Genomic DNA, 24,726 nt, shown 5'->3' on the forward strand with positions numbered 1-24,726 from the left:
CGGGCTGTGGACCGATCGGCTGGTGCGTCTAGAGCTGGTCGGTGAGGGCGGCGGTTGCTTCCTCGTAGGCCCGGCGTGTGGCGGGGTTGAGGGTTTCGTAGTCGAAGTCCTGGCCCTCCTGCAGGGAGCGGTCGAACGGTACGACGACGACGGCCGCGAGGCCGATGCTCTCCCCGTACTCCCTGAGCTGGGCGAGGCGCTCAGTGTTGGGTTGGGCGGTGTTAGTGATGACCAGGATCGAGCGGGCGAACTTCGCCGCATGGCCTTGGGCTGTGACGCCCTCGATGGTCGCCTCGAGGAGACGGAAATCGTCAGCCTTGTTCTGGGCGACGAACACGAGCGAGTCAGCGACGTCGACGGCGGCCCGCCAGGTCGATGCCTGGGCGGAGTTGCCGGTGTCGAGCAGGATCAGGTTGTAGAGCGAGAGCAGCACGTCGTGCGCGGCTTTCACGGAGGTGCCGTCGACGCGGCGGCGGTCAGCGCCTTCAGGCGGTGAGGCGAGGACGTGGATCCTGTCGTCGCCCTGGGGCCGGATGTAGCGCACGAGGTCGCTGGTGCGACGGGTGACGGTGCCGAGGTTCCGGATCAGGTCCAGAGTGGTGCGGTCGTGGGAGCCTGCGAGGGCTCGCTCACCGAGGGTTCCCTGGTTCTCGTTGAACTCACCGGCGAGGATGTTCCCTCCGCGGATCCGCCCGTAGGTCGCGGCCAGGTGGTAGGCGACGGTGGTTTTCGTCGCACCGCCCTTGAGCTGGACAACGGCCATCGTGCAGTGAGTCTCCAGCGGCCGCTGGATGCGCGCCCGGCGCTCACGGCCCGACTGCTCTGCAGTAGAGGCGGCGAGGTTCGCTTTGAACGTGGCGTTCAACCAGCCTCGGAAGCCTTCACGGGCCGGCACTGCAGCCTTCTCGGTCTTCACCTCGGGGCGCAGCGTGATCCGGTCATCCCCCGGCTCGACCTGAACAGCGGTGGGTGCGGTCCGCTGTGCCTGTGGTTCCTGCTGTGCCTCTGATTCCTGCGGGGCCTGCGGCACCTGTGGCGCCGGGACTGGCTCGGGAGAGGGTGCTGGGACGTCATGCTGGACGGGAAAAGCGGGGTGTGCCTCAGGCGGTGTCTCGACCGACGGTCGCTGCTGAGTTCTGGCAGCGTCCGCTGCGTCCGCTGCTGCGACGTCGGGCACGAAGTGGGCGCCAATGACGGCAGTGGGCTGCACAGCCGCAGCATCTTCGTTCCCTGACGGGGTTTCGGGCTGGCTTGCAGCTGCTGCCTTGGCGGGACGGGGCGTGGTGCGGCGTGGGAGCCGCTTCTTTACTGGCACGCTGGTGTCTGCGTCGACGGAACCATCTTCATTGACGATGATGTACGTTTCCGGCTGCGTGGTCGACGACGGGTCGTGAGCGGTGACTTTGACGGGGCGGCCAAGATCGCCGGCCGTGCTGGCGAGGAAGCCGATGGCGTCGGGCATGGAGCCGAAGGTTTGGTCAACGCCATCGATGGTGACGCTCACTGTGTCATCATCCTTGATGGTTGCCGTGCATACCGGTCTGGTCAGTGCTTCCGCCGTCATATGTCCCCTCAGTCTTCTGGTGGATCGTGCTCCGCTGCTGCCTTGAAACCGGGGCGCGTGTTGTAGCTCGCCTCAAGGTGCTCCCGGACGTCATCCCGAAAGATGATCCAGGTGCCGCCCAGCCTGATCGCCGGCACTCGACCCTCGCGCAGCCAGCGATACGTCACCGACTTATCCGACAAACCAAGAATGTCGGTGAGCTGATCGACACTAAGCCGCGAGGGCAGTTCCGCGAAGAGACGGTCAAGAGCTTTAGACACAATGACCGCCCCAGTTCCTGTAGTGGGAACAATACACGGAAACCTTACTTCCACCACATATCAGCATGTTTCTCCTCATTATGGTCTTTCGTTCCTCTAAGGTGCCTTACTATGATCAGTAGTCGAGTCTATGGGAAGCCAGTTGGGGGAAGCGCTACATGAACAACCGGTGGGGTGGATTCGTTACGCGCGAGCCCGATGAGGCGCCTGTGATGATGGAAACCGAGATTCGTGACGCCGTTGAGGTCCTTCGTGGTGTCGCTGGGCCTCAGCAGGGCATCCTTGGCCTCGCCGCAGGCGAGGGGATGGCTCGGTTCATCACGGACAACCCGGGAGTCTTCTGGCTTGGTGTGCATGGGGGCGCCGGTGAGAACACCATGGCCGATCTCCTGGGTGGGGTACCGTGCCACCACCGCTGGCCTTCCCGCTCGGACGCCGACCCATCCACGAACCTGTCCGTGCCTCCGGCTGATGTGTTCCTCGTCGCCCGGCAGAACCATCGAGGGCTGAAAGCCGCCCAGCTCGCCGCCCGCGACTGGGCCGCAGGCTCACACCCGACCATCACCCTGCGCGGCCTCGTCGTGATTGCAGATGCACCCGGCAAGCTGCCGAAGGCCCTGCATAACCTGACCCGCATCACCGCCGGCGGTATCCCACAAACATGGACGCTGCCGTGGATAGAAGAGCTTCGACTCGAAGGCACAGTCGACCCCGAGTCGCTGGCCCGCGAGCCAAGGAAAGTCCTCACCAGTCTCAGTGAGGTCATCGTCAACCTTAATTCTGGAAGGAATTAGACCCATGCAGCTGCTCCTCCTTGCACAGGACGTCATGATCAATGCGAACACCCTGCCCGACAGCGGGCCCCTAGCCCCTCCAGGCATCGGGGATGCCTGGAACCGGATGGTCGGCGTCGGTAAATGGATTGCCCTGGGCATCTGCGTTCTCGGCCTGCTCGTTGTCGGCGGCAAGATGGCGTTTGACTCCAGTCGCGGCGAAACCACGCAGGAGATCTCCGGGATCATCAAGATCGTCCTCGCCGTCGCCCTCATCTCCGGCGGGGCCTCACTGCTGACCTTCATCTCCGGCGGCGGCACGGCGTAGCCACCCTGCAGAATCAGCCCTACCTACAGGAGTAGTCATGGCCGAAACCGAAGAACCCGAGAACGTCTGGTGGGCCGCACCCCGCTTCCTCATGTCAGCGGTCGCCGTCCTGCTGCTCATCATCGTCGGGATCATCCTCTTCGTCTGGGTCGGCAACGACGATGAATCTGAGGCTGCACCACCGGCCCAGACGCAAGCTGTCACACCAACGCCGTCCGCGTCGCTTGCATTAGACGAATCTGTGTGTGGCCTAGACGCCACCGGCGGAACTACTCTCACCTCTGCACCCGAGGACGTCGAGTGGGAGTTCCTTGGAGGAATTGCAGCACCCAAGTCAGCTGAACATGGGCCTGGTGTTGTGGACGAGCAAACGGGTGTTCGCTCCTGCTACTCCCACACCCCCGAAGGTGCACTTCTAGCCACGGTTGGTCGGATGGCGGCGAGTGGTGATCCGGAACTGTACCTCGAGACTGCCAAGGCTCTCTCGCTAGACGGACCGGGCAAAGTGGTTGGCCTTCAGCGAATCCAGCAGAACATCGACTCTGGAGAATCGTCTGCTCCTCCAATCAAGATTGAAGGGTTCCGCCTGCTGTCATACGACGATGCTGAGGCAGTAGTGGAAGTTGTTGCTTCGGGTGACTCAGGTTCTGAGCTGCTCTACTTCACAAGCTCCGCGGTGATGCAGTGGCACAAAGGCGACTGGTACGTGAAGTACCAAGACGATGGTTCCAGTGGTCCTGTTCAAGGCCAAGTGTCCGACCTATCGGGCTACATCCCCTGGGGGCCCACCAGTGGCTGAGGTCGCTGAGAAGGTTTGCGAGTTCGGCGATTTTGGATGCAACGTCAAGAACGGGTTGTCTAACGCAATCACTGGTGCGGCCGGCAACGCGATCGAAGCCATGGCGGATGCCGTACAGGCTGCCCTTGTCGCGACGATCGCTCAGCTTGGCACGCTGTGGACGACGATCGACGCCGGCGACCTAACAACCGGTCAGACTGGGTCCGCAGCTGCTCCCGCTGGGGGCGCATTCAACGATCAGGTTGCAACAATCCTCGGTTACGCGACCTGGATCGGGCTGGGCATCAGCACGATCGCCATCATCCTTCTCGGAATCACTCTGGTGACAAATGCCCGCCGTGGTGATGGCGCGGGCCTGGTCAACACGGCGACGATCGTGTTCGGTGGGGCAGCCCTTATTGGTGGGGCCACCTCTCTCGTTGGCTATATCGTTCCTCGACGTGCGGCATCCTCGGCCCCGGCCGTGGGGTTCGTGCAGGATCAGACCTTCTACCTGACCCTCGCACTGGCGGCTATCAGCATGATCGTCGCCGGAGTCCGCATGGTGTGGTCACAGCGCGCCGAACCGGCACAGGACCTCCTCAAGGGACTACTCACGCTGGCCATCGTGACAGCCTCGGGCGTTGCCCTCCTCAACGTGCTCCTCGGAGCGACCGACGCTCTGGCCGAGCAAATCATTCAGGCTGGTGTTGGAGACGACTTCCAATCAGACGTCCAGATGCTGCTGGGCATGGAGGACACCGGTACCTCCAGCGCGACGTTCCTCATGGGCAACCAGATGCTCATCATCGTCGGCGGTCTGCTCGCGGTCCTGGTGAACATCGTGCAGATCATGCTCATGGTCCTGCGCACGGCGATGCTGTTCCTCATCGCAGGCGTCCTGCCCCTGTCAGCGGCGTTCATGAACACCGAGACAGGAAAGACCTGGTTCGGCAAGATCATCGCGTGGACCCTCGCCTTCGCCTTCTACAAGCCGGCCGCCGCACTGATCTACGCGACCGGTATCCAGATGACGACCTCGGGGCTGTTCTCCGGGCAGGCTCTCCTACAGTTCTCCGCGGGGCTCATGCTCATCCTCGCGTCCGTCGTCGCTCTGCCGGTCCTCATCGGCTTCCTCAGCCCCGCGTTAGGCGCCATGGCATCCTCCGGTGGCGGCGGTGGGGCCGCCATGGGCTTTGCAGCACTGGGCGCGGCGATCCCGCAGGGTGCGTCCCGCACTCCGCGTGGAGGACAAGGATTCGGTAGCCAGGCACCACCGCAGCGACCTCCGGCGAAGTCGGAGAAGTCATCGTCCGCACCCAAGGGTGGCGGGGACGGTAGCGGTGACGGTGCCGCACCGAAGGGTGCAGACGTGACCGGCGGCGGCTCGAAAGCAGTGCCGACCGGATCAGCAACGAGCACCACCGCTGGGGCTGGCAGTACAGCAGGCGCTGGGGCCGGCGCGGCCGCCGGTGGCGGTGCAGCTGCTGGTGCGGCTGCTGCCGCGCCTCCCGCAGCTGCAGCAATGATCGCCGGTGAAGCGGTCAAGAAGGGCAGTGAAGCCGTTCAGGGCGCTGTCCAGGAGGGCGCACAAACCGGGTCAGGCAGTGGACAGGGAAGTGGGCAGGCCGGCTCGAGCAGCCTTCCGAAGGCTCCACCACCGTCAGCTGCGGAGTCGGGGGCCAAGCCTTCGGCTCAGGGTGCTATTCCGCCCCAGACAACCGGAGGACCGGCGGGTGCGAAAGCAGCTGGACCCAAGGGCGCATCCGGTACCTCTGGTCCGGCGGGCGCTGCGCTGAGGCAGGGAGCTGCGCAGATCCAGAAGAAGACGCAGCAGTTGAAGAACGAAGTCTCGAATAACACTGGGAACGAGGACCGCACTGATGGCGCAAACCGACGCTAAGACCCCCGACGTCCGACCACGCATCTACGGCAACTACCGGTTGCCGACCAGCAAGGGTCTGGCCGGGCTGTCCACGGCGGGCACGGTGATCCTCATCCTCGGCGTTGTCGTCGGAGTGGTGTTGATGATGCTCGGCCAGTGGATGCTGGCCCTGATTTTCGAACTACTGATCGGACTGTTGATCCTGCTGTCGATGCAGAAGAACAAGCACGGCCGCACGATGATCGAACGCATCATGCGCCGCTTCGGGTGGATGAACGCCCGCTACGCCGGGGCGAACGTGTACCGGGCGGGACCGATCAGCCGTGTCCCCTCCGGAACGACGCAGCTACCGGGTATCTCGGCTCGCTCGACCATCAGCGAGCACACCGACGGCTACGGCCGCCCGTTCGCTCTGCTGCACATTCCGGTGAAGAACCACTACACCGTGGTCCTCGGCTCCGAGCCGGACGGCGGCGGCATGGTCGACCAGGAGCAGATCAACCGGTGGGTCGACCGGTGGTCGCACTGGCTGGGGATGCTCACCGACGAGCCCGGCCTGATTGCCGCGTCCGCGACGATCGAGACCGCCCCGGATTCCGGGTTCCGGCTCGCGCGCAAGGTCGAGAATCGTATGGACCCGAACGCCCCCCAGTTCGCCCGCGACATCATGAACGAAACCGTGCGGGCCCTGCCCACCGGTGCGACAGTCACCCGTGCCTACATCGCGGTGACGTTCAAAGCCACGCTGCGCCCGGGCGGCAAAATCCGTAAGGCCGATGAGGTCGCCAACGACCTCGCGGCGCGTCTGCCGAACCTGACCCTGAGCCTGGGGGACACCGGGGCCGGCGTCTCGACCCCCTTGTCTGCGCAGGAGCTGTGCGAGGTTATTCGCGTGGCCTACGACCCGGCCGAGGCGATCCTGTTCGACCGCGCCCACGCCGAAGGCAAAGCACCGATGCTCGACTGGAACGAGGTTGGCCCGCAGGCCGCTGACGCGTTCTGGGACACCTACCACCACAACAACGCGTGGTCGAAGACCTGGGCAATGTCTGTCCCGCCTCGATCCACCATTCAGGCGAACGTGCTGCAGTCCCTCGTCGCGCCGACCCCTGAGGTCGTGCGTAAGCGCGTGACGATGCTCTACCGTCCCATCGACCCGGCGCGAGCCGCGCAGCTGGTCGAGAACGACGTCAACACCGCAACCTTCAACGCCTCCTCCCGCAACCGCGCAACATCACGGGACAGCCGTGAGACGCGGGCCGCGAAAGCGACGGCGGAGGAGGAAGCCGATGGAGCAGGTCTGCTGAACTTCGCGATGATCGTCACCGCGACCGTCCGACACAAGGAGGACCTGCCCGAGGCAGAGGCCGCCATCGAGAACCTTGGCGCATCCGCTCGTATCCGCCTCGAGGAGGCGTACGGGGCGCAGGACTCGACCTTCGCCGCCGGCCTGCCGCTGGGCATCGTCATTCCCGACCACCTGGCACTGCCCAAGACTGTAAGGGACGCACTCTGATGACCGCACTCAACCCCGGCGCAGGTATCCCCACCGACGATGGAGCACTGTCGCGGATCCTCGCCCGTCTCCGCACTGGCAACGCTCCCGCAAAGGTAAAGGGCCGCGCCAAGACCAGCAAGAAAGCTGCGACGAAGACGCGCACCGGTAGCACTGCACTGAAGCCTGCGCTGCGTCCTGGCCCTCGTGGTTTCAAGGGCCGTGGGATGGGTGAGGCGCAGCTGCTGCACCCGGTGAAGGAGATGCGCGGCACGAACTATCAGGTCTGCGGTCTCTACCCGTTCCCAATGGGCGGCGGCGCACCCCTGGAAGGAGTGCCACTGGGCCGGAACCTGCTCTCGAACGAACCAGTGTGCTGCGACCCGATTTCGTGGTTCCAGAACGTCCGCCTGATTTCCAACCCGTCCGCGTTCGTCATGGCGAACCCCGGCCTGGGGAAGTCCTCGCTGCTGCGCCGCATGGCGATCGGCCTGTGCGCATTCGGCGTGAACCCGATGATCCTCGGAGACATCAAGGGCGAACACATCGACATGATCGAAAAGCTCGGCGGCAAGGGCCTGCCGCTCGGGCGCGGTATCGGCCACATCAACCCCCTCGATGATGCCGGCGCCCTGGAAGCTGCGACCCGCCTCTCCCCGGTGAAGCGGGAGGAACTGCTCACCGAACTCCACGCACGACGCCGCGGACTCATCGCGGCCCTCATCGCCATCCTGCGCAAAAAGCCCCTCGATGAGCGTGAGGAGTCGATCCTCGACCGGTGCCTGATGGTCCTCGAAGCGACACACAACCCCGCCGGCACCGTCCCCCTCATGAACGACCTGCGGGCCGTCCTCAAAAGCCGTCCGGCGCAGGTGCGGGAAGTCGCCCTCGACCGTGGCAGCGACGAGCGATACGACACGATCACCGAGGGCCTGGAGTCCTCGCTGAACTCACTGTGCGGGGCCGGTGCGTTCGGTGACATGTTCTCCAAGGCCTCCACCCACAAGATCGACGCGACGACGCCGATGGCGTTCGACCTCTCCCGGATCTCGCAGGCCGAGAACGACCTGCGGGCGGCAACACTCATGGCGTGCTGGTCGGCCGGGTTCGGGACCGTCACCACCTCGAACATGCTCGCGGACGACGGCGTGATCGAGCGCCAAAGGTTCCTGGTGATCCTCGATGAGCTGTGGAACACCCTCGCGGCCGGTCCCGGCATCGTGGATCAGGTCAACGCACTCACCCGCCTGAACCGCGAGTGGGGCGTGGGTCAGATCATGGCGTCCCACACTCCCTCTGACCTCAAAGCGGTCAAGGACGAAGCGGACCGGCACAAGGCCCAGGGCATCATGGACCGCTGCGGCATCAAGATCCTCGGAGGCCTTGCCCGCTCCGAAATGCCGCTGCTCACCCAGTCCGTGCCGTTGAGCAACCGGGAGCAGGAACAGCTCGCCGCATGGCAGGACCCGCCCGCCTGGAACCGGGCAGGAGAGGATGCGATGCGCTACACCAACGACGACGTGTTCCGGCGCACCGATCAGTCGTTCACCGATGATGAGCTGGCCGCGTGGCTCGAGGACGACGACAACGCCGCCTGGTACAACGACGACCGCTCCACCCAGCCCCCACCAGGCCAGGGCAAGTTCTTCATCAAGGTCGGCTCCCGGGCCGGCATCCCATTCTCGATGGAATTCACCCCCACCGAGCGCCGGTCGCGCGTCCACGACACCGAGAAGAAGTGGCACAAAGCCAAGAGAGCCGCTGCAGAGGAGAGAGGCGAACTGTGAGCTCACTGGACCGCAAACACACAGCAGGACTCGGCGGTGAGGCCGCACTCCTGGTCGTCCTCATCGTCGCCCTCGTCGGCGTCCCGGGCGCCCTGTACGGGCTGAACACCCTCGGGCATCAGCTCGCACCTCGGCCCGAAGGAATCTCTGCCGGGTTCTGGCCGCGATCCCTGGGGAACTTCACCGGCATCATGCCGTGGCGGTCCACGGAGATCACGCTGGCGATCATCGCCGGCGTGGTGCTGCTGGCCCTGTTCGTGCTGTACATCGTCATGAGCATTCGCAAGGGCCGGCGACTCGTCAAGCACGACCGGGCCGCTGTGAAGATGGCGTCCCTGAAAGACGTTGCCCCCTTTACCGAGAAGCAGGTCAAAGCCAAGTCCGCCCGCTTCGGCTTGAGTGCTGACCAGTCGCCCGGGGTGATGATCGGGCGCATGGTGCGCGGTGGGAACACGCTCTATGCTTCGTGGGAGGACACGCTCCTGCACATCTGGGGCACCCGCACCGGTAAGACCACGACGCAGGCCGCGCCCTCGATCATCGAAGCACCTGGTCCGGTGATCGCGACGTCGAACAAGCGGGACCTGTCTGACCTGACCCGGGACATCCGCGTCGAGACCGGCGACGTGTGGATTTTCGACCCGCAGGGCGTCGCGAACGAGAAGCCCACCTGGTGGTGGAACCCGCTCAGCTACGTGGTCGACGCAGAACGTGCGGCAGAAATGGCCAACAACTTCGCCCTCGGCTCCCGCTCCGTCGGCGCGAAAGCTGACGCCTATTTCGACAACGCAGGCAAGGACCTGCTCGCCGGTTACCTCCTCGCCGCCGCAGTCGCCGGCAGGCCGATCAACCAGGTTCACAGCTGGTTGTCCTACGCGGAGAACAGGGAAGCCGCGGGGCTCTTGCGGGACGCTGGGTGGACGAAGGAAGCCGACTCGATGGGCAGCACCATGGCGCTGCCCGACAAGCAGCGCGAAGGTGTCTACGGCACCGCACGGCAGATGGCCACGTGCCTGAAGAACGAGAAGATCGCAGCATGGGTCAACCCCAGTGGACCGAACGATCCGCGGCCGCAGTTCATGCCCGAGGACTTCATCAAGGGCAAGAACACCCTCTACGCGCTGTCCAAGGAAGGTGCCGGCACCGCAGGTCCTCTGGTGACGTCGCTGACCGTGGCCACGGCCACCGCAGCCGAAGAGTACGCAGCTACCCAGCCCGGCGGCCGCCTGGCGGTCCCGATGGTCTGCGTCCTCGATGAGGCCGCGAACGTGTGCCGGTGGGAGAACCTGCCCGACCTCTACAGTCACTACGGTTCCCGAGGAATCGTGGTTTCTACATTCCTACAATCCTGGTCTCAGGGCGTCGACGTCTGGGGAGAGTCCGGGATGAAGAAGTTGTTTTCCACGGCCAATGTCGTCACCTACGGCGGCAACGTGAAGGAAGAGGGCTTCCTGAAGATGCTCTCCGACCTGGTAGGTCAGTACCGGTACACCTCGGTATCGACCTCGAGGCAGAAGGACAGCCGGTCCACGAGCCGTCAGGACTCCACCGACGACATCCTCTCCGTCGCCGACCTCGCCGCGATGCCCAAGGGCCGGGCCATCATGCTCGGCTCAGGCTCCCGAGCCGTCCTGCTCCGTACCGTGCCGATCAGTGAACGACCTTACGCGGACAAGGTCGCGGCCTCAGAAGCCGCGCACAACGGCTCCCAGACGTCCGAGAAGAACCCTCCGGCCGCGGTCGCCTCTAAGGTGGCGTCTGCAGCCGCGCCTGCAGGTGGCGGCAACCGGTGGACGACCATGGTGAAGGAGTAACAAACATGGATTCTCATTCCTCGTACGAGTCCGAGGACGACCTCGACCCATTCGCGCCCGGCACTGATGCGGAAGCTAATGCGACCAGTGACGAAACCAAGGATGATCAGCCTCAGCTGATCTTTCCGAACCTGGAAGCGTTCGTCTCGGACTACCTTGTCCACCACTTCCCGCGGCCTGTGCAGGCATCCGCGTACGACAAGGAGTTCTACTGGTGCAGCAACTGGTGGGCACACACAGAAGCGGCCAGCCGACTCAACGCCCTCTGGCGGGCCTGGGAAGCGCTCCGCCTGAATGAGACGACAGGCATGGCTGACTGGTGGACCCACTACGCGGACCCCACGATGAACGCGCTCTTCGCTGCGAAGGGCCCGTTCCAAGGCTGCACAGCCGAGGAACACAAACCAGCTAATCCGTCGCTACCGGTTACACCTGCACCATCAGGTCTTTTCACGTAGAACACCTGCAATCGTCGGGGTAGCAAGGCCTAGGTCGAGGAGCACCGTATACCGCGTCAGTTAGCCTTACTGAATGAGCAGTGACACAGCACAGAAACTAGAGCAGGCTAACGCTACCTACTTAGAGGTTCAACAAATTGCTCTGGAGCGCAAGAGGGAGCTGTTAGCAGCGGTTGCAGCCAATCTCCCTCAGCACGCGACGGACTTGGCGAAGCGGACGGCGCAGACGCAACCCGACGTAACTCGGGCGCTCGGGAATCAGGGTATTGTGAAGCTAAAGGACGACCTGCAAATGCTGGCGGACGAACTCGCTGCAGACCTAGCTAGTGCTGAATCCAAGATCATTTGGCCGGAGGCAAGGGCTTACTCTCCGGTGACGCCGAATGACATCCGAACTTCGTTGTTCCAATACATGCGTCCGAAGGTCAATAAGTTAGCCGAACTTCTCAAAAACAACGGCTATGACATCCACGATGGTAACGCGCGAAATTCTCAAAGCTTGGTCCTTCCTCAATATCTGTTCTCCGAGGAAGAAATCACTCCGCAGATCAAAACCCTTGTCCACGCGTTCGCAGAGGTATTCAAGGCCGACCAAGCCGTCGCAGCCGCTAAGCAAGCAGATGATCTTGCAACAGTAAATGACCTGTGGGGTGACTAACGAGCAAAGTGCCGATAAGTAGATGTCGTCAACTTAGGTTGACATAATCATGGTTATCGGCAGTTTTTGCTCGTCTCGAAGAGGGGCTGTTGGGGCTTCAGAACGGTCTCGATGAGCGGTCTATCGCTTCATGGCGGAGTTATCGCGCAGGGCAGAGGTTCAATTGTCAGTGTCTGGTTGTTTCTCGTGCCCGAGTGCAGCGGTGATGGCGGCTGGCGACGGCAAGGCAGCTTGTTCATCAGCGGGAAGTGCGTCGTAGGTGTAGGAGGTGACAGCCAAAGGTTGGGTGGATCCCTCGAGGGCGTAGCGCACGACTCGTTCGCTCTTTGAGCCGCACACGAGGATCCCTACGGTGGGTGCTTGCCGTGGGAGTCGCAGGATGTCGTTGACGGCTGCGACGTAGAAGTTGAGTTGTCCCAGGTTCTCGGGCTTGAATTTGCCGGCCTTCAACTCCACGACCACGTATCGGTCGGAGGGGACGTGGTAAAGCAACAAATCGATGTAGAAGTCGTCCCCGTCGATGTTCAGGTGATGCTGACGGCCGACGAAGGCGAACCCTGGCCCGAACTCCGCCAGGGTCTGGGCCATCCGGAGAGTCATGGCTTCCTCGATGGCGTGTTCCTGGCTTCCTCGGTCAGCCCGAGGAAATCGAGCACCAGCGGATCCTTCGCTACTTCGCGCGCCAAGTCCGAACCCACACCGGGTAGTCGTGCTTCAAGGTTATTCGGTGCTGCGCCGGCCCGGGCATGGAGGTTGGTGAGGATCTGGTGTTCAAGGACGGCCACGGACCAGCCGTGCTGAGCAGCCCGCGCTGCGTACCAGGAGCGGACATCGTGGTCGCCGACCTTGTTCAGAAGGGTGACGTTGTGGCTCCAGCTCAATTGTCCAGACGGTGTCTGGACAATTGATTCCGTGCCGTCCCACGCAGCGGCAAAGGCACGCATATTGTACAGGTTCGTCCGGGAGAAGCCCTTCATATGGGGGAACTCTGACTTCAAATCCTTCGCGAGGTGGTCGAGGACCCTACTCCCCCAGGGTTCGTCGGCCTGCCTGTCCAGAATGGACCGCCCGATGTTCCAGTACAACTCGATCATCGCCGTGTTCACGACGCGCTGCGCGCGGTGCTGAGCTTCCTGCACCAGCGCCGTCAGAGCGGTGAGGGTGGCGGCGTAGTCTCTTGGAAGATCCGGCTCCAGCTGGGTCATGAAACCACCCTAGTTGGACGTACCAGTGTTCATTCCCCGTCAGCCCGAGCCTGCGGTGGCAGTGCTGCTACAGCAGACGATCGGCAAGCAGGGTGCTCGACAACTAGCGCCACAACCTGTGGCGCAATTAAAGACCAGCCACGCAGTAATTCCGCACTTCTGTGTGACCGCGCTCGATAGCGGGTGATTGTTCTTGGATGTGGCCGGGGTGCTGCAACCAACCAGGAGCCGTCGTCGGCAGATCTTCGCGAGGCTGTAAGCAAAGGCCTTTTAGAACGTCTAGTGATCGACTACCAGATCATCCTTTTGCTTCCGTTTCCGGTCGACCATTCCCGGTGTTCTTCAGCCAAGCTCCTGTACTGCTCGGCGTTTACCTTGACTCCCATCACTTCGTCATCGGTCAATTGCCGGCGCACCTTCGCGGGAACTCCCGCAACAAGCGATCGAGGCGGCACGGACGTTCCTTCCAGGACCACGGCGCCGGCTGCGACCAGCGACCCGCTGCCAATGACCGCGCCGTTCATGATGGTCGCGCTCATGCCGATCAGACAGTCGTCCTCTATGGTGCAGCCGTGCACGACTGCGCTGTGGCCCACGCTGACCCGTGCGCCGATGGTCGCGGGGAAACCGGGGTCTGCATGAACGACGACGTTGTCCTGCAGGTTGGTCCCCTCCCCCACCCGTATGGGCGCCGTGTCAGCACGGACGGTAACGCCGTAAAAGGCGCTCGCTCCCGGGCCGAGGACGACGTCACCGATCAATGACGCCGTCGACGCGACGAAGACCGTGTCATGGACTACCGGAAGATGACCGCGAAACGGGATGATGCTCACGCCGACACTAGCTTCCCGTTGAGCATCCGCTGGACCGGTGTCGGGGCGTCATCACGCAGCACCTCCGGAAGCCGGGACTGCGGGAAGCCCTGGTAGGCGACGGGCCGGAGGAACCGGAGGATGGCGGCGGTTCCGACGGAGGTCGTGCCGGCCTGGGTGGTTGCGGGGTAGGGCCCGCCGTGGTGCTGGGCGTACGTGACGGACACGCCGGTGGGCCACTGATTCCAAAGGAGACGCCCGGCCCGCTTCGCAAGCTCGCGGATGAGGTCCTGCACGTCGTCGGCCTCTTCGCCGTGAATGCTCGCGGTCAGCTGACCCTCCAGCACGCGAGCCAGGCTCAGCAGATCGCCCTCGTCCTCGTAGGTCACGACCAGCGCGGCAGGACCAAACCGCTCGGCGAGCAAGGGGGAAGGATCGCCCAGCACGTCCCCGATGCTCGTCACCAGAAGGATTGCTTCCGGTGGGTCAGCGAAGGCCTTCTCGCTTCCCAACAGGGGCGTGACGCCCGGGTGGGACACGAGCTCCTGCAGGGAGCGGACGTACCCCTCCTGAATCCCGTTATTGAGTAGTGGCGACGGCGGCGGCGGCGTCTGTGAGCGCAGGTGGACCAGCATGTCCTCCGGGACGACGAGCACGCCCGGTTTGGTGCAGAGCTGTCCGGAACTGGCCGTCACGGAGGCGAAGAAGGCCGAGGCGATGTCTGCACCCCTGGCGTGGGCGGCCGTCCTTGTGACGAAGGTCGGGTTCACGCTGCCCATCTCCGCGAAAAAGGGGATGGGTGTCTCGCGGGCGTTGGCGAGATCGAACAGCGCCCGCCCTGCTGCGATTGATCCCGTGAAGGATCCCGCCTGTACCCGGGGATCCAGCAGGGCTGAACGTCCGGCATCGAGACCGAAGATGACCGAGTACAGCCCGGACGGAGCGCCAGCGTCACGGAGGGCGGCCTGGATGACGTCCGCTGTCGCGACCGACAGTTCGGGATGCCCGGGGTGGGCCTTGAGGATGACCGGGCACCCGGCCGCGAGGGCTGCAGCCGTGTCGCCGCCGGCCCCGCTGAAGGCGAACGGGAAGTTGCTGGCCGCGAAGACCAGGACGGGGCCCACGGGTTCCAGCACCCGGCGCAGGTCCGGGCGCGGAGCCCCCATCGGCCACTGCTCGTCCGCGGTGTCGATGCGGATGTCCTGGTAGGAGCCGTCGTCGAGCACCTCGGCGAAGAGCCGGAGCTGGAACGTCGTCCTCTTCAGCTCGCCGCGCAGGCGGGCCTCGGGAAGGAAGGTCTCCCTGGTCCCCAGGTCGACGAGAGTGTCCGCGGCCCCGTCCAGGTGGTCCGCGATGGCGCGAAGCGCCGCAGCGCGGTTGCGGGCGGGCGTCGCGGCCCACGGATCCGCGGCAGCCGCTACCGCGGACAGGACCTGCTCGAGTTCCTCGGTCCGGGTGTCCTCAATCGTGCTGTTCATGGCCCGTCAGTCCTCTCCGATGCTGCTCATGCTGTCTGTGCTGTCTCCGGCTGGTTCACGAGGCAGCGTAGCGGCTCGCCCCGACCTGCACGGTACGCCTCCTCGGCGGCGAGCCGTTGCAGCGCGGCCAGTGACGCCTCGGAGTAGAAGGCTGCGTGCGGCGTCAGGACCGCGTTGGCATGTCTCCTCAATCCGTGGTCCGCGGGCAGGGGCTCCGGGTCGAAGACATCCAGGGCTGCTCCTGCGAGCTGTCCGGCGTCGAGGGCAGCCAGGACGGCGTCCTGGTCCACCAGGGTCCCGCGCGCCGTGTTGACGACGAAGGATCCCGGCTGCATCTTCCGCAGGTTCTCCGCGTTCACGACCTTGTAGGTGTCCGGAGTCGCAGGTGCGTGGAGTGAGACGACATTCGCCCTGCGGAAGAGGGTGTCCAGGTCCACGAGCTCGATGCCGTGGTGGGCCGCGACCGACGGATCGAGAAAGGGGTCGAAAGCCAGGACGGGGAACCCGAAGGGCTTGAGCCGGGCGACGACGCCGAGCCCTATGCGGCCCAGCCCGATCAGCCCGACCGTGGTGTCTGCGGAAGCACGGATAGGAGCCAAAGACGGCGGCGAGATCCAGCCTCCCCCACTGAGCACCCGATCGAACTGCACGAGCTTGCGCACGAGGACGAGGATCAGGCTCAGCGTATGGTCGGCCACGGTGTCGGCGCCGTAGTCGGGGACGTTGCAGACCGAGATCCCCCGCTCGTTCGCCGCCTGGAGGTCGACGTTGTCGTAGCCGATGCCGTACCGGATGACGACCGCACCAGCCGGCAGCTCGTCGAGAACTGCGGCCGTGATGGGCGCGAAGTTCACCAGGACGACGTCGGCCCCGCGGACCGCCTCGCGTGCGGCCTCTTCCGTGGTTGCCTGATACACCTCGAAGCCGGCGCTGAGCGCTGCGGCGGCGGCGCGCTCGTCCTCGAGTCCCCGGAAGTTGTGGTCCGTGACGACGATGCGCATCACCGCACCCCCACCGTTGCGGCCAGGCCGCGCTCGGAGAGGCTGCGGATGAGGTCGCGGATGCCGAATTCCCAGGGCGGTGCCGCCTCCGAGGAGGTGACGCGGTTGACGAGGGTCCCGAGCTGAGGGCTGGAGATCCTGACGATGTCGCGCGGATGGTGGGTGAATCCCATGTCCGCGCCGTCCCGGTCGGCGGTCGGGGCGAAGAGCGTTCCGAGGTAGAGCAGGATCCCGTCGGGGTACTGGTGGGAGTCCCCGACCGTGTAGCGGGCCAGCGCCTCCGGGTCCCGCGAGATGAGGGGCATGGAGCTGGCCCCGTCGAGGACGAAGCCGTCGTCCTCGCCCAGTACCTCGAGCCGGACCTCGGCGGCCCGGACGTCGTCGAGGCTGAATGCGTCGTCGAACAGGCGGATGAACGGGCCGACGGCGGCGGAGGCGTTGTTGTCCTTCGCCTTTGGCAGCAGCAGCGCGGACCGGCCTTCGACGTCCCGCAGGTTGACGTCGTTCCCCAGGGTTGCGCCGACCACCTGCCCCGTGGACGTCACGAGGATCGCGACCTCCGGTTCGGGGTTGTTCCAGGTGGAGACGGACGCGACTCCGATGTCCTGGCCGCAGCCCACCGCCGAGAGGACGGGTGCCTTGGTGAACACCTCCGGGTCCGGGCCCAGTCCCACCTCCAGGTACTGCGACCACAGGCCCTTGGCCGACAGTTCGGCCTTCAGGGCGTCCGCGTCGGCGCTGCCGGGCCGGACCGTCGTGAGGTCGGCTCCGACGAGCTGCTCCAGTTCGGCGCGGAAGGAGGTGGCGGCGTGCTTGTCGCCGCCCGCGCGTTCCTCGATCAGGCGTTCCATGAGCGAGTTCGCGAATGTCACTCCGGCCGCTTTCAGCACGGACAGGTCGACGGGAGCGAGGAGGCGGACGCCGGTGTGGCGCTCGTCGAGCGAGTTGCGCAGGACGTCGTCGAGGTCCCAGCTGCGGGTTCCTTCCGCCGCCGCGACCTGTGCCGCCGGGTCCGCGGACTCGAGCAGGTCGCTCATGGTGGGGAAGGCGTCCGTGATGTCGTGGACGCGGCGGTCCCGTACGACGACGACGCACGGCCCGTCGACCTCGGGATCGAGGACCCGGCCCACGAGTGTTGCTGCGTCTGCGTCGACCGGCAGGACATCGGCGTGGTTTTCGAGAAGATGCATCGGCTTCTTTCAGGAGCTCGTGCTCGCGTGGTTCCTCACGCGGCGGGAATGGATTCGTGCAGCCGGTAGGCGTTGATCGCGGCCCCGCCGCGCACGGCTGCCAGGTCGGAGGCCGACAGGCCGGTGGCGGCCACGAGCGCGGAGAGGTCCTGCCACGCCTCCCGGTAGCTGCGCTGGAGCAGGATGACGGGCCAGTTGCTGGCCAGCATCGACCGCTGCGGGCCGAACTTGGCGAGCGCCCAGTCCACATAGCGAGCGAGTTCGTCGGGCCGCCACTGGGACCACGCGGTCAGGACGTCGATCCCGACGGAGATCTTGATGGAGACGGAGGGCGACGACGCCAGCTCGGCGATCTGCCCCGCCCACGGCTCCCAGCCGCCGGAATCCACCGGCGGACGCGCGAGGTGGTCGAGCACGACCCGGAGGTCGGGAACGGCGCGCGTCAGGGCGCCGACCGCCGCCACCTGGTCGGGGGTGACGGGCACGATGTCCCAGGACAGTCCCCGCTCGGCGAGGTCCCCGAACAGGGAGATGACGTCGGGGTTGCCCAGCCACTCAAGGGAACGCTTTCCCACGAGGCAGCGGACCCCTGCCCACGCCGTCGTATCCGCGCGTGCCAGCTCGGCCCTGGCCGCCTCGGGCTGCTCGAGCGGGAGCCAGCCCACGACGCCGGCCACTGTGCCGCACGAGGAGGCGTAGGCCGCGAGCCGGTCATTCTCGTCGCTGCTGTCGACCGACTGGATGAGCACCGTCGCGTCCACTCCGGAGCCGACGAGCTCCGAGGCCAGGTCGGCGGGTTCGTAGTCCCGCGCGATGTGGCTGTGGTCGGACGTTCGCCAGGCCTGCTCCTGGGCCTCGAGCTTCCAGTAGTGGTGGTGCGCGTCGACGACGCGGGGTGCCTGCTCCTGTGCCTGCTCCATCAGTGTCCCTTCCATCGGGGTGTGCGGTGCTCGGTGAAGGCTGCGACGCCCTCCTGGAAATCTGCGCTGCCGTAGCACGCGAGCAGGAGGTCGTCGCCGTTCGCGGCGGGATCTTCCTGCAGGCGCCGGTCCATCTCCTTGAGCGCGGCGATGGTGACAGGGGCCGTCTGGCTCATCCTGGTGCTGAGCTTGGACAGCGTGGCCTCGAACTCCTCGTGCGCCACCACCTTGTACACGAAGCCTGCCTTCTGCGCTTCACCGGCGGGCAGGAGTGCTGCGGCGAGGAGCATGGCCATGGTGCGTCCCTGGCCCATGCGGGCCTGGAGCCGCCTCAGCACCACGGGAGGAATGCAGTTCCCGACCGTCCGGGCGATCGGCACCCCGAACGTCGAGGACTCGGTGGCGATGACGACGTCGGAGCAGGCGGCGATCGCAAGCCCGGCGCCGACGGCGGGACCATCGACGGCGGCGATGACCGGGATGCTGAGCTTCAGCAGCGAGTCGAGGATCGCGCCGACCCGCTGCTCGTACTCGAGCCCCTGCTCGCCGGTCGTGAAGGACGAGAACTGCGTGATGTCGGTGCCGGCGGCGAAGGCCCCGCCCTGGCCCCGGATGACCAGGACCCTGACCGACGGGTCCGCCGCCGTCTGCTCGAGGGCTTCCGCGAGCTCGTCGTACATCCGCCAGGTGAGTGCGTTGTGGCGCCCAGGGTGGGACAGGACCACCTGGAGGATCGGCCCGCTCCTCTCGAGGAGGATCCGCCCCTCGTCAGCAGCAGTGGCCCTCATCTTCCCAGCACCTCGTCGTTGTGCTCCCCGAGCAGCGGTGGGTGTCGGCGGATGGTGGGAGGAGTCCGGCTGAGCCGGATGGGGGACCCGATGACCTCGACGCGCCCCTCGACGGGATGGTCCATGAACTTGATCATGTCCCGTTCCTTCACGTGGGGGTCCTCCTCGAGGACCTGCTGGTAGTTCTGGATGGGACCTGCGGGGATGCCGGCGCCGAGGAGCACGTCGACCCACTCCGCCGTCGTCCTCCCGGTGAAGACCGCCTCCAGCTCCGCGACGAGCGCCGCCCTGTTGGCCATCCGGCTGGGGTTGTCGATGAAGCGCGTGTCCGACAGGAGCCGGGTGAGCTCGGTGCACTCGCAGAGGCGGTTCCACAGCCGGTCGTTGTTCGCTCCGATCGTGACGTACCCGTCCTTCGTGGCGAGGGCCTGGTACGGCGCCGACATGCGGTTCGCGGATCCGAGGGCCAGCGGCGCATCGCCCGTCGTCCAGAACTCCGTGGACTCCCAGACGGAGAGGGCGAGGGTCGATTCGAAGAGGGAGGTCTCGAGGTATTGCCCCTGCCCGGTCTCCTTGCTCGAGCTCCAGGCGGCGAGGATCCCGACGGCGCAGAACAGCCCCGCGCCCAGATCAGCGACCGGGATGCCGCTCTTCACGGGGCGGCCGTCGGGTTCCCCGGTGATGCTCATGACGCCGGCCATGGCCTGCGCGATGAGGTCGTACCCGGGCCGTGTCGCGTAGGGGCCGGTCTTCCCGAACCCGGAGATGCTCGCGACGACCAGGCGGGGATTGATGGCACTGAGGGTGTCGAAGTCGAGTCCGAGCCGTTCCGCGACGCCCGGCCTCCAGTTCTCGATCACGACGTCGGCTGTCCGTACGAGGCGGTAGAAGGAGTCGCGCCCCTCCTCGGTCTTGAGGTCGAGGGTGATGCTGCGCTTGTTCCGGTTGAGGCTGAGGAAGGCCCGGCTGTCCTCCCCCTTGCCGGAGGTTCCCCAGGAGCGCCGGGTCTGGTCTCCGTCCTGGGGGTTCTCCACTTTGATGACGTCGGCGCCCAGGTCGGCGAGCACCATGGTGCAGAACGGTCCCGCCATGACCTGGGTGAGGTCGAGGACGGTCATGCCGGTGAGTGCCTGGGCGGCAGGTGGCCCTGCGGGCGGCGGTGGTGATGGGGGCACGGGGCTCTCCTCTGTCAGGTCGGTACGGGGATCGGGTGATCGGGCGGGCAGGGGCGGCAGCGGGCCGCCCCTGCCCGGGTGCGTTATCCCGTAGCGCCGAGCCCTGCGTTGACCTCGGTGAAGAAGTCGGACACGGCCTGCTCGATGGAGACCTCGCCGAAGCTCACACGCTCGTAGGCACGGGTGTAGGACTCCTCGAAGGTGGCCTGGTAGCCGGGAGGGTAGACGACCGTGGGCGGCTCGGACTCGGCGATCTGCTGGTACAGCTCGAGGTCGTGCTTGCGGAGCTCCGGCAGTTCGGGGTTCTCCAGCTGCGCTTCGAGGTGGCGCGAGTTGGTGACAGCACCGTTCGACGACGCGAACACCGCCGCCGCTTCGTCGTTGTTCGCCCAGAAGTCGATGAAGGCTGCCGCCGTCGGGACGTTGTCGCAGTTGACGGGGATGGCGAAGCCAGACGTGAACAGCACGTTGCCGGGCCCTGCCTCTCCCGAGGGGAGGGGGAGGGAGGTCAGTGTCTGACCGTTCCCGAGCCCGTCCAGCGTGGCCTGCGAGTTGATGATCGAGTTGCCCGGTGCGGTGTCGGCGACCGTCACTCCGCGGGAGACGTAGCTCTGCTCGGGCTGCTCGGGCTGCTCGCTCATCTGCGCCGGCGTTGCCGTCGCTCCGGCGTTGCGCATCTCCTCCCACATGGTCCAGTACTCGGCCAGTGCCTCCTCGGAGAAGCCGAGCTTGCCGTCCTTGAAGAGGGTCTCGCCCTTCGCCGCCATGTAGCTGATGAGGAAGTTCGGGCGGCCACCGCTCAGCGAGAGTGCGGAGACTCCCTCGGGCAGGTTCGGCTGCATCTCCATGGCCCAGCTCTGCAGGTCCTCCCAGGTGTAGCCCTCGGGCAGCATCTCGCTGCCCGCCTGCTCCACGAGGGTCTCGTTGACGACGAGGGCGTCGTAGGCGGCACCGTAGGGGACGACGTACAGGTTGCCGTCCGTCCCGCGGCCCGTGTCGAGGACCTCCTCGGGGATGTCGCTGACGTCGATCGCACCGGATTCGATCATCGGATCGAGGGGGAGGAACAGGTTGCGGGACGTGTAGTCGTTCAGCTGCCGGCCCTGCATCTGGGTGAGGCAGGGCAGGTTGCCACTGGTTCCCTGCACGTTGAGCCGCTGGAAGTAGGCACCGAAATCGGCGAACTCGCGCTCGATGGTGACGCCCTCGTGCTCCTCCTCGAACATGTCTGCGACGGCGTTGGTCACCTCGTTGCGCTGGCCGGCCCCCCACCAGGCGAGCCGGGCGGTGCCCGTGACCTCGCCCTGTCCGTCCACGACCTCGCCGTCGCCGGGGGCCTCTCCTACGCTGGTCCCGCCTGCACACGCGGACACTGCCAGCAGTGCTCCGAGTGCTGCCGTGGCCGCGACCGTGCGGGGCCAGCGGCGTGTGGCTGAAGATTGAATCGTCATTGTTTCCTCCATGGTTGTGTCGGGTGATCGATGTATCCGGCGAAAATGGGACGGTGCCGGCGGTGCTATTTGAGTCCGCTGGTGGCGATGCCCTCGATGAGCAGTCGCTGTGCGGCGAAGAAGAAGCCGACGACGGGCGCCAGTGAGAGCGTCGCCATGGCGAAGAGGGGTCCGAACGAGGACTGCCCGGTCGCGTCCAGGAAGCTGTTGAGGCCCTGCGTGACCGTCCAGAGTTCGGGGCGGTTGAGGTAGAGCAGCGGGCCGAGGAAGTCGTTCCAGGTGTTGATGAACGTGAACAGCGCCGTCGTGCCGAGCGCCGGGATGGACAGCGGCAGGATGATCCGGCGGAAGATCCCGACGTGGCCGCAGCCGTCCAGCCGTGCTGCGTCGTCCAGTTCGCGGGGAAGGGTGCGCATGAACTGCACCATCAGGAAGATGAAGAACGCATCCGTCGCGAGGAACTTCGGGACCGTCAGCGGCAGGATCGTGTTGATCCAGGCCAGTTCGTTGAAGAGTACGTACTGCGGAACGAGGGTCACGTGGTACGGCAGCAGCATCGTGCCGAGCATGACCGCGAAGAGGGTCCGTTTGAACGGGAACTCGAGCCGGGCGAAGGCGTAGGCCGCCAGGGCGCAGGCGATGACGTTGCCGACCACGGACAGCAGGGTGATCAGGAGCGAGTTGAAGAAGTACCGCGAGAAGGTGAAGGACCCGAGGGTCCAGCCGTCCACGTAGTTGTCCAGCGTGAAGTTGCCCGGCCAGAGGCTGAGGGTGTTGAAGGTCTCGTTGGCCGGCCGGAAGGATGCTCCCACCATCCACAGCAGGGGGTAGAGGATGACGATCAGGACGACGATCATCGTGAAGTGCCTCGCGATGGCGAGCACCATCTTGTTGCGGGACATCGTGCGGCCGAACAGGGGCTTCCGGGGAGCGGGTGCGTAGGTGGTCATCGTTCGTCTCCGTAGTGGACCCAGTACCGGGCCGATGCGAACAGGAGGGCGGTGAAGATTCCGAGCACCACGACCAGTGCCCATGCCATGGCGGATGCGTACCCCATCTCGAGGTTGGCGAAGCCGCGCTGGTAGAGGTAGAGGGTGTAGAACAGGGTCGAGTTCAGCGGACCGCCACTGCCGTTGCTGATGACGTACGCGGGGGTGAATGCCTGGAAGGCGTTGATCGTCGTCATCAGGATGTTGAAGAAGATCAGCGGCGTCAGCAGTGGCAGCGTGACGTGGCGGAAGCGGTGGAAGACGTTGGCTCCGTCCACGGACGCGGCCTCGTGCAGTTCACGTGGCACCTGCCGCAGCCCCGCCAGGAAGATGATCATGGTGGAGCCGAAGGTCCAGACGTTGAGGACCACGAGCGTGTACAGCGCGCTGTTGGGGTTGCCGATCCAGCTCTGGCCCTGGATCCCGAAGACCGCCAGCACCTGGTTGAAGATGCCCTCCTGCCCGAAGACCTGGCGCCAGAGGAGCGCGATGGCGACACTGCCGCCGATCAGGGAGGGAAGGTAGAACGCCGCGCGGTACACGGACAGCGCCTTCATGCCCTGGTTCAGGATCAGGGCGACGCCGAGGGAGGCGACCAGCACGGCCGGCACCGAGACGACGACGTACAGGAAGGTCACCTGGACGGAGTCGATGAACCGGGGATCGGCCGCCAGCATGCGTTCGTAGTTCGCGAAGCCGGCCCAGACCGGCGGCGAGAGGAGGTCGTACCTCGTGAAGGACAGGTACAGGGAGTAGAGCATCGGCCCGATGGTCAGCAGCAGGAGCCCGACGATCCAGGGCGACAGGAACCCGAAGGCGACCCACGCCTCCCGCCGTGAACCTGACCGGCGGGACGCCGTCCGGCGCTTCGTGCCGTTGCCTCCGCCATCGGACGCACCGTCTGGTTGCGGCGGCGTGTCCAAGAGGGCGGCCTGCGCGGTTCTGGTGACGTCAGTCATCGTTGTCCTTCCCGTCGTGGTCGTGTCCCTCGCCGGCCGCTGCGTCCCGCGCGTGGGACTCGACGTAGTCCGGCAGCAGCTGGCTCAGGAGCGCTGCGAAAGGGGCGGAGGTTTCTGCTGTCCGTGCAGCGGTGAGGAATTCGAAGAGGTCCTTGCTCCAGGGCCTGTCCTTGACCGCTGTTCCGCCCGCGGAATACGCGGCCGCCGTGTCGTCGAAGAACCCCCAGTTGGCGGCCACCCATGACGCTCCGGTGGAGGTGGCCACGGCCTTGAGTACCGTCTCGGGGGCTACCCCGTACTTTCCGGCCACGTCCAGCGCCTCGTGGGCGCCGGCCAGCGCGGAGAACATCATCATCTGGTTGGCCAGCTTGGTGGCCGCTCCGGTGCCCGGAGCGCCGGCCAGCAGCACCTCGCTGCCGACGGCACGCACCACGTCCTCGACGGCGTCGAAGTCCTCGCGCTCCGCTCCCACGAACACCGTCAGGTCGCCCTTGCGCGCCCTGGCCGATCCGCCGCTGACCGGAGCGTCGATGAACCGCGTCCCGTGCTCCCGGGCCGCCGCGGCGAGGGACTGCGCCGACGCCGGAAGGATGGTGCTGTGGACGATCACCGCTCCGTCGGTGCTGGTGGCGAAGTAACCCCGCTCCCCCAGCAGGATGGACTCCACGGCGGCGTCGTCCGGAACCACGAGCACGAGGACGTCCGCGGACGCGAGCTCCTCGACGGACTCGGCGCTCTTCGCGCCGGCGTCCACACAGGATCGGGCTTTGTCCGGCGCCGGGTCGAAGACTGTGAGGGGCCAGCCGTCGTCCAGCAGGGCGTGTGCCATCGGCAGGCCGAGGTTCCCGAGTCCGGCGAGGCCGATCGTTGTGGTGCGTGGCTTCGTTGCCATACTTCCTCCGGAAGCGTTGCAGTGGTGCCGGGCGGGCCCGGCACCACTGACTGACAGTGATGGGGA

General features: G+C 65.6%; 24 protein-coding genes. 9 read left to right on the top strand and 15 right to left on the bottom strand.

What is annotated here, in order from left to right:
- Positions 1-28: 28 nt before the first annotated feature.
- Together AC1MFI_RS19390 and AC1MFI_RS19395 are read right to left on the bottom strand one after the other, a co-directional pair.
- On the bottom strand, positions 29-1,504 hold the full coding sequence (locus AC1MFI_RS19390) for a MinD/ParA family ATP-binding protein (RefSeq protein ID WP_479821380.1): 1,476 nt from the start codon (positions 1,502-1,504) through the stop codon (positions 29-31).
- A gap of 68 nt (positions 1,505-1,572) precedes the next feature.
- A complete protein-coding gene (locus AC1MFI_RS19395) occupies positions 1,573-1,824 on the bottom strand; it encodes a helix-turn-helix domain-containing protein (protein ID WP_479821381.1) in 252 nt (83 codons plus the stop codon).
- Between the two features lie 212 nt (positions 1,825-2,036).
- On the opposite strand from AC1MFI_RS19395, the gene AC1MFI_RS19400 reads away from it, so the two are divergent.
- From AC1MFI_RS19400 to AC1MFI_RS19440, 9 genes are all read left to right on the top strand, one after another.
- Positions 2,037-2,618, top strand: coding sequence for a DUF6668 family protein (locus AC1MFI_RS19400; RefSeq protein ID WP_479821382.1), 582 nt, complete (start codon positions 2,037-2,039; stop codon positions 2,616-2,618).
- 4 nt (positions 2,619-2,622) lie between these two features.
- Positions 2,623-2,925 carry a hypothetical protein gene (locus tag AC1MFI_RS19405; protein WP_479821383.1) on the top strand — a complete coding sequence of 101 codons (303 nt, stop codon included), beginning with the start codon at positions 2,623-2,625 and terminating at the stop codon, positions 2,923-2,925.
- A 37-nt stretch (positions 2,926-2,962) separates the two neighbouring features.
- A complete protein-coding gene (locus tag AC1MFI_RS19410; RefSeq protein WP_479821384.1) occupies positions 2,963-3,724 on the top strand; it encodes a DUF8175 domain-containg protein in 762 nt (253 codons plus the stop codon).
- 55 nt (positions 3,725-3,779) lie between these two features.
- Positions 3,780-5,606 (top strand): hypothetical protein, encoded by a 1,827-nt coding sequence (locus AC1MFI_RS19415; RefSeq protein ID WP_479821385.1) that lies wholly within the window; start codon positions 3,780-3,782, stop codon positions 5,604-5,606.
- The gene (locus tag AC1MFI_RS19420) at positions 5,587-7,104 is read left to right on the top strand and encodes an SCO6880 family protein (RefSeq protein ID WP_479821386.1); all 1,518 of its coding nucleotides are present in this window, start codon (positions 5,587-5,589) and stop codon (positions 7,102-7,104) included. Before AC1MFI_RS19415 ends, AC1MFI_RS19420 begins: the two co-directional genes overlap by 20 nt.
- Positions 7,104-8,870: an ATP/GTP-binding protein gene (locus AC1MFI_RS19425; protein WP_479821387.1), complete on the top strand. Its 1,767-nt coding sequence runs from the start codon at positions 7,104-7,106 to the stop codon at positions 8,868-8,870. Before AC1MFI_RS19420 ends, AC1MFI_RS19425 begins: the two co-directional genes overlap by 1 nt.
- Positions 8,867-10,684 (top strand): type IV secretory system conjugative DNA transfer family protein, encoded by a 1,818-nt coding sequence (locus tag AC1MFI_RS19430; RefSeq protein ID WP_479821388.1) that lies wholly within the window; start codon positions 8,867-8,869, stop codon positions 10,682-10,684. Before AC1MFI_RS19425 ends, AC1MFI_RS19430 begins: the two co-directional genes overlap by 4 nt.
- 5 nt (positions 10,685-10,689) lie before the next feature.
- Complete coding sequence (locus AC1MFI_RS19435) at positions 10,690-11,142, top strand: DUF4913 domain-containing protein (protein WP_479821389.1); 453 nt, start codon at positions 10,690-10,692, stop codon at positions 11,140-11,142.
- Between the two features lie 73 nt (positions 11,143-11,215).
- Complete coding sequence (locus tag AC1MFI_RS19440; RefSeq protein WP_479821390.1) at positions 11,216-11,800, top strand: hypothetical protein; 585 nt, start codon at positions 11,216-11,218, stop codon at positions 11,798-11,800.
- A gap of 159 nt (positions 11,801-11,959) precedes the next feature.
- Here the strand turns inward: AC1MFI_RS19440 and AC1MFI_RS19445 are convergent, their stop codons facing one another.
- The 13 genes from AC1MFI_RS19445 to AC1MFI_RS19505 all read right to left on the bottom strand — a co-directional run bounded on the left by AC1MFI_RS19445 (position 11,960) and on the right by AC1MFI_RS19505 (position 24,660).
- Entirely contained in the window at positions 11,960-12,388 is a 429-nt protein-coding gene (locus AC1MFI_RS19445; RefSeq protein ID WP_479821391.1) for a PDDEXK nuclease domain-containing protein, read from the bottom strand.
- Positions 12,389-12,396: 8 nt separating this feature from the next.
- Positions 12,397-13,005, bottom strand: coding sequence for a DUF1016 N-terminal domain-containing protein (locus tag AC1MFI_RS19450; protein ID WP_479821392.1), 609 nt, complete (start codon positions 13,003-13,005; stop codon positions 12,397-12,399).
- Positions 13,006-13,295: 290 nt separating this feature from the next.
- Positions 13,296-13,838 carry a gamma carbonic anhydrase family protein gene (locus AC1MFI_RS19455; protein ID WP_479821393.1) on the bottom strand — a complete coding sequence of 181 codons (543 nt, stop codon included), beginning with the start codon at positions 13,836-13,838 and terminating at the stop codon, positions 13,296-13,298.
- Complete coding sequence (locus AC1MFI_RS19460) at positions 13,835-15,295, bottom strand: aldehyde dehydrogenase (NADP(+)) (RefSeq protein WP_479821394.1); 1,461 nt, start codon at positions 15,293-15,295, stop codon at positions 13,835-13,837. The genes AC1MFI_RS19455 and AC1MFI_RS19460 overlap by 4 nt, the downstream gene beginning before the upstream one ends.
- 26 nt (positions 15,296-15,321) lie before the next feature.
- On the bottom strand, positions 15,322-16,296 hold the full coding sequence (locus AC1MFI_RS19465) for a C-terminal binding protein (RefSeq protein WP_479821395.1): 975 nt from the start codon (positions 16,294-16,296) through the stop codon (positions 15,322-15,324).
- Positions 16,296-17,486: a fumarylacetoacetate hydrolase family protein gene (locus tag AC1MFI_RS19470; RefSeq protein WP_479821396.1), complete on the bottom strand. Its 1,191-nt coding sequence runs from the start codon at positions 17,484-17,486 to the stop codon at positions 16,296-16,298. The genes AC1MFI_RS19465 and AC1MFI_RS19470 overlap by 1 nt, the downstream gene beginning before the upstream one ends.
- A gap of 35 nt (positions 17,487-17,521) precedes the next feature.
- Positions 17,522-18,406 (bottom strand): amidohydrolase family protein, encoded by an 885-nt coding sequence (locus AC1MFI_RS19475; RefSeq protein WP_479821397.1) that lies wholly within the window; start codon positions 18,404-18,406, stop codon positions 17,522-17,524.
- Positions 18,406-19,194, bottom strand: coding sequence for an enoyl-CoA hydratase (locus tag AC1MFI_RS19480; protein WP_479821398.1), 789 nt, complete (start codon positions 19,192-19,194; stop codon positions 18,406-18,408). The genes AC1MFI_RS19475 and AC1MFI_RS19480 overlap by 1 nt, the downstream gene beginning before the upstream one ends.
- Complete coding sequence (locus AC1MFI_RS19485; RefSeq protein WP_479821399.1) at positions 19,191-20,369, bottom strand: CaiB/BaiF CoA transferase family protein; 1,179 nt, start codon at positions 20,367-20,369, stop codon at positions 19,191-19,193. Before AC1MFI_RS19485 ends, AC1MFI_RS19480 begins: the two co-directional genes overlap by 4 nt.
- 83 nt (positions 20,370-20,452) lie before the next feature.
- A complete protein-coding gene (locus tag AC1MFI_RS19490; RefSeq protein ID WP_479821400.1) occupies positions 20,453-21,820 on the bottom strand; it encodes an ABC transporter substrate-binding protein in 1,368 nt (455 codons plus the stop codon).
- Positions 21,821-21,885: 65 nt separating this feature from the next.
- Positions 21,886-22,770 carry a carbohydrate ABC transporter permease gene (locus AC1MFI_RS19495; protein ID WP_479821401.1) on the bottom strand — a complete coding sequence of 295 codons (885 nt, stop codon included), beginning with the start codon at positions 22,768-22,770 and terminating at the stop codon, positions 21,886-21,888.
- On the bottom strand, positions 22,767-23,768 hold the full coding sequence (locus tag AC1MFI_RS19500) for a carbohydrate ABC transporter permease (protein WP_479821402.1): 1,002 nt from the start codon (positions 23,766-23,768) through the stop codon (positions 22,767-22,769). The genes AC1MFI_RS19495 and AC1MFI_RS19500 overlap by 4 nt, the downstream gene beginning before the upstream one ends.
- On the bottom strand, positions 23,761-24,660 hold the full coding sequence (locus AC1MFI_RS19505; protein WP_137368348.1) for an NAD(P)-dependent oxidoreductase: 900 nt from the start codon (positions 24,658-24,660) through the stop codon (positions 23,761-23,763). The genes AC1MFI_RS19500 and AC1MFI_RS19505 overlap by 8 nt, the downstream gene beginning before the upstream one ends.
- Between the last annotated feature and the right edge of the window lie 66 nt (positions 24,661-24,726).

It is taken from the genome of Arthrobacter sp. BC5 (assembly GCF_056680255.1).

Coding starts and splice junctions, on each gene's coding strand:
- AC1MFI_RS19400 (WP_479821382.1), top strand. CDS start 2,037: ATGATGGAAACCGAGATTCGTGACGCCGTTGAGGTCCTTCGTGGTGTC.
- AC1MFI_RS19405 (WP_479821383.1), top strand. CDS start 2,623: ATGCAGCTGCTCCTCCTTGCACAGGACGTCATGATCAATGCGAACACC.
- AC1MFI_RS19410 (WP_479821384.1), top strand. CDS start 2,963: ATGGCCGAAACCGAAGAACCCGAGAACGTCTGGTGGGCCGCACCCCGC.
- AC1MFI_RS19420 (WP_479821386.1), top strand. CDS start 5,587: ATGGCGCAAACCGACGCTAAGACCCCCGACGTCCGACCACGCATCTAC.
- AC1MFI_RS19425 (WP_479821387.1), top strand. CDS start 7,104: ATGACCGCACTCAACCCCGGCGCAGGTATCCCCACCGACGATGGAGCA.
- AC1MFI_RS19435 (WP_479821389.1), top strand. CDS start 10,690: ATGGATTCTCATTCCTCGTACGAGTCCGAGGACGACCTCGACCCATTC.
- AC1MFI_RS19440 (WP_479821390.1), top strand. CDS start 11,216: ATGAGCAGTGACACAGCACAGAAACTAGAGCAGGCTAACGCTACCTAC.
- AC1MFI_RS19445 (WP_479821391.1), bottom strand. CDS start 12,388: ATGGCCCAGACCCTGGCGGAGTTCGGGCCAGGGTTCGCCTTCGTCGGC.
- AC1MFI_RS19450 (WP_479821392.1), bottom strand. CDS start 13,005: ATGACCCAGCTGGAGCCGGATCTTCCAAGAGACTACGCCGCCACCCTC.
- AC1MFI_RS19460 (WP_479821394.1), bottom strand. CDS start 15,295: ATGAACAGCACGATTGAGGACACCCGGACCGAGGAACTCGAGCAGGTC.
- AC1MFI_RS19465 (WP_479821395.1), bottom strand. CDS start 16,296: ATGCGCATCGTCGTCACGGACCACAACTTCCGGGGACTCGAGGACGAG.
- AC1MFI_RS19470 (WP_479821396.1), bottom strand. CDS start 17,486: ATGCATCTTCTCGAAAACCACGCCGATGTCCTGCCGGTCGACGCAGAC.
- AC1MFI_RS19475 (WP_479821397.1), bottom strand. CDS start 18,406: ATGGAGCAGGCACAGGAGCAGGCACCCCGCGTCGTCGACGCGCACCAC.
- AC1MFI_RS19480 (WP_479821398.1), bottom strand. CDS start 19,194: ATGAGGGCCACTGCTGCTGACGAGGGGCGGATCCTCCTCGAGAGGAGC.
- AC1MFI_RS19490 (WP_479821400.1), bottom strand. CDS start 21,820: ATGACGATTCAATCTTCAGCCACACGCCGCTGGCCCCGCACGGTCGCG.
- AC1MFI_RS19495 (WP_479821401.1), bottom strand. CDS start 22,770: ATGACCACCTACGCACCCGCTCCCCGGAAGCCCCTGTTCGGCCGCACG.
- AC1MFI_RS19500 (WP_479821402.1), bottom strand. CDS start 23,768: ATGACTGACGTCACCAGAACCGCGCAGGCCGCCCTCTTGGACACGCCG.
- AC1MFI_RS19505 (WP_137368348.1), bottom strand. CDS start 24,660: ATGGCAACGAAGCCACGCACCACAACGATCGGCCTCGCCGGACTCGGG.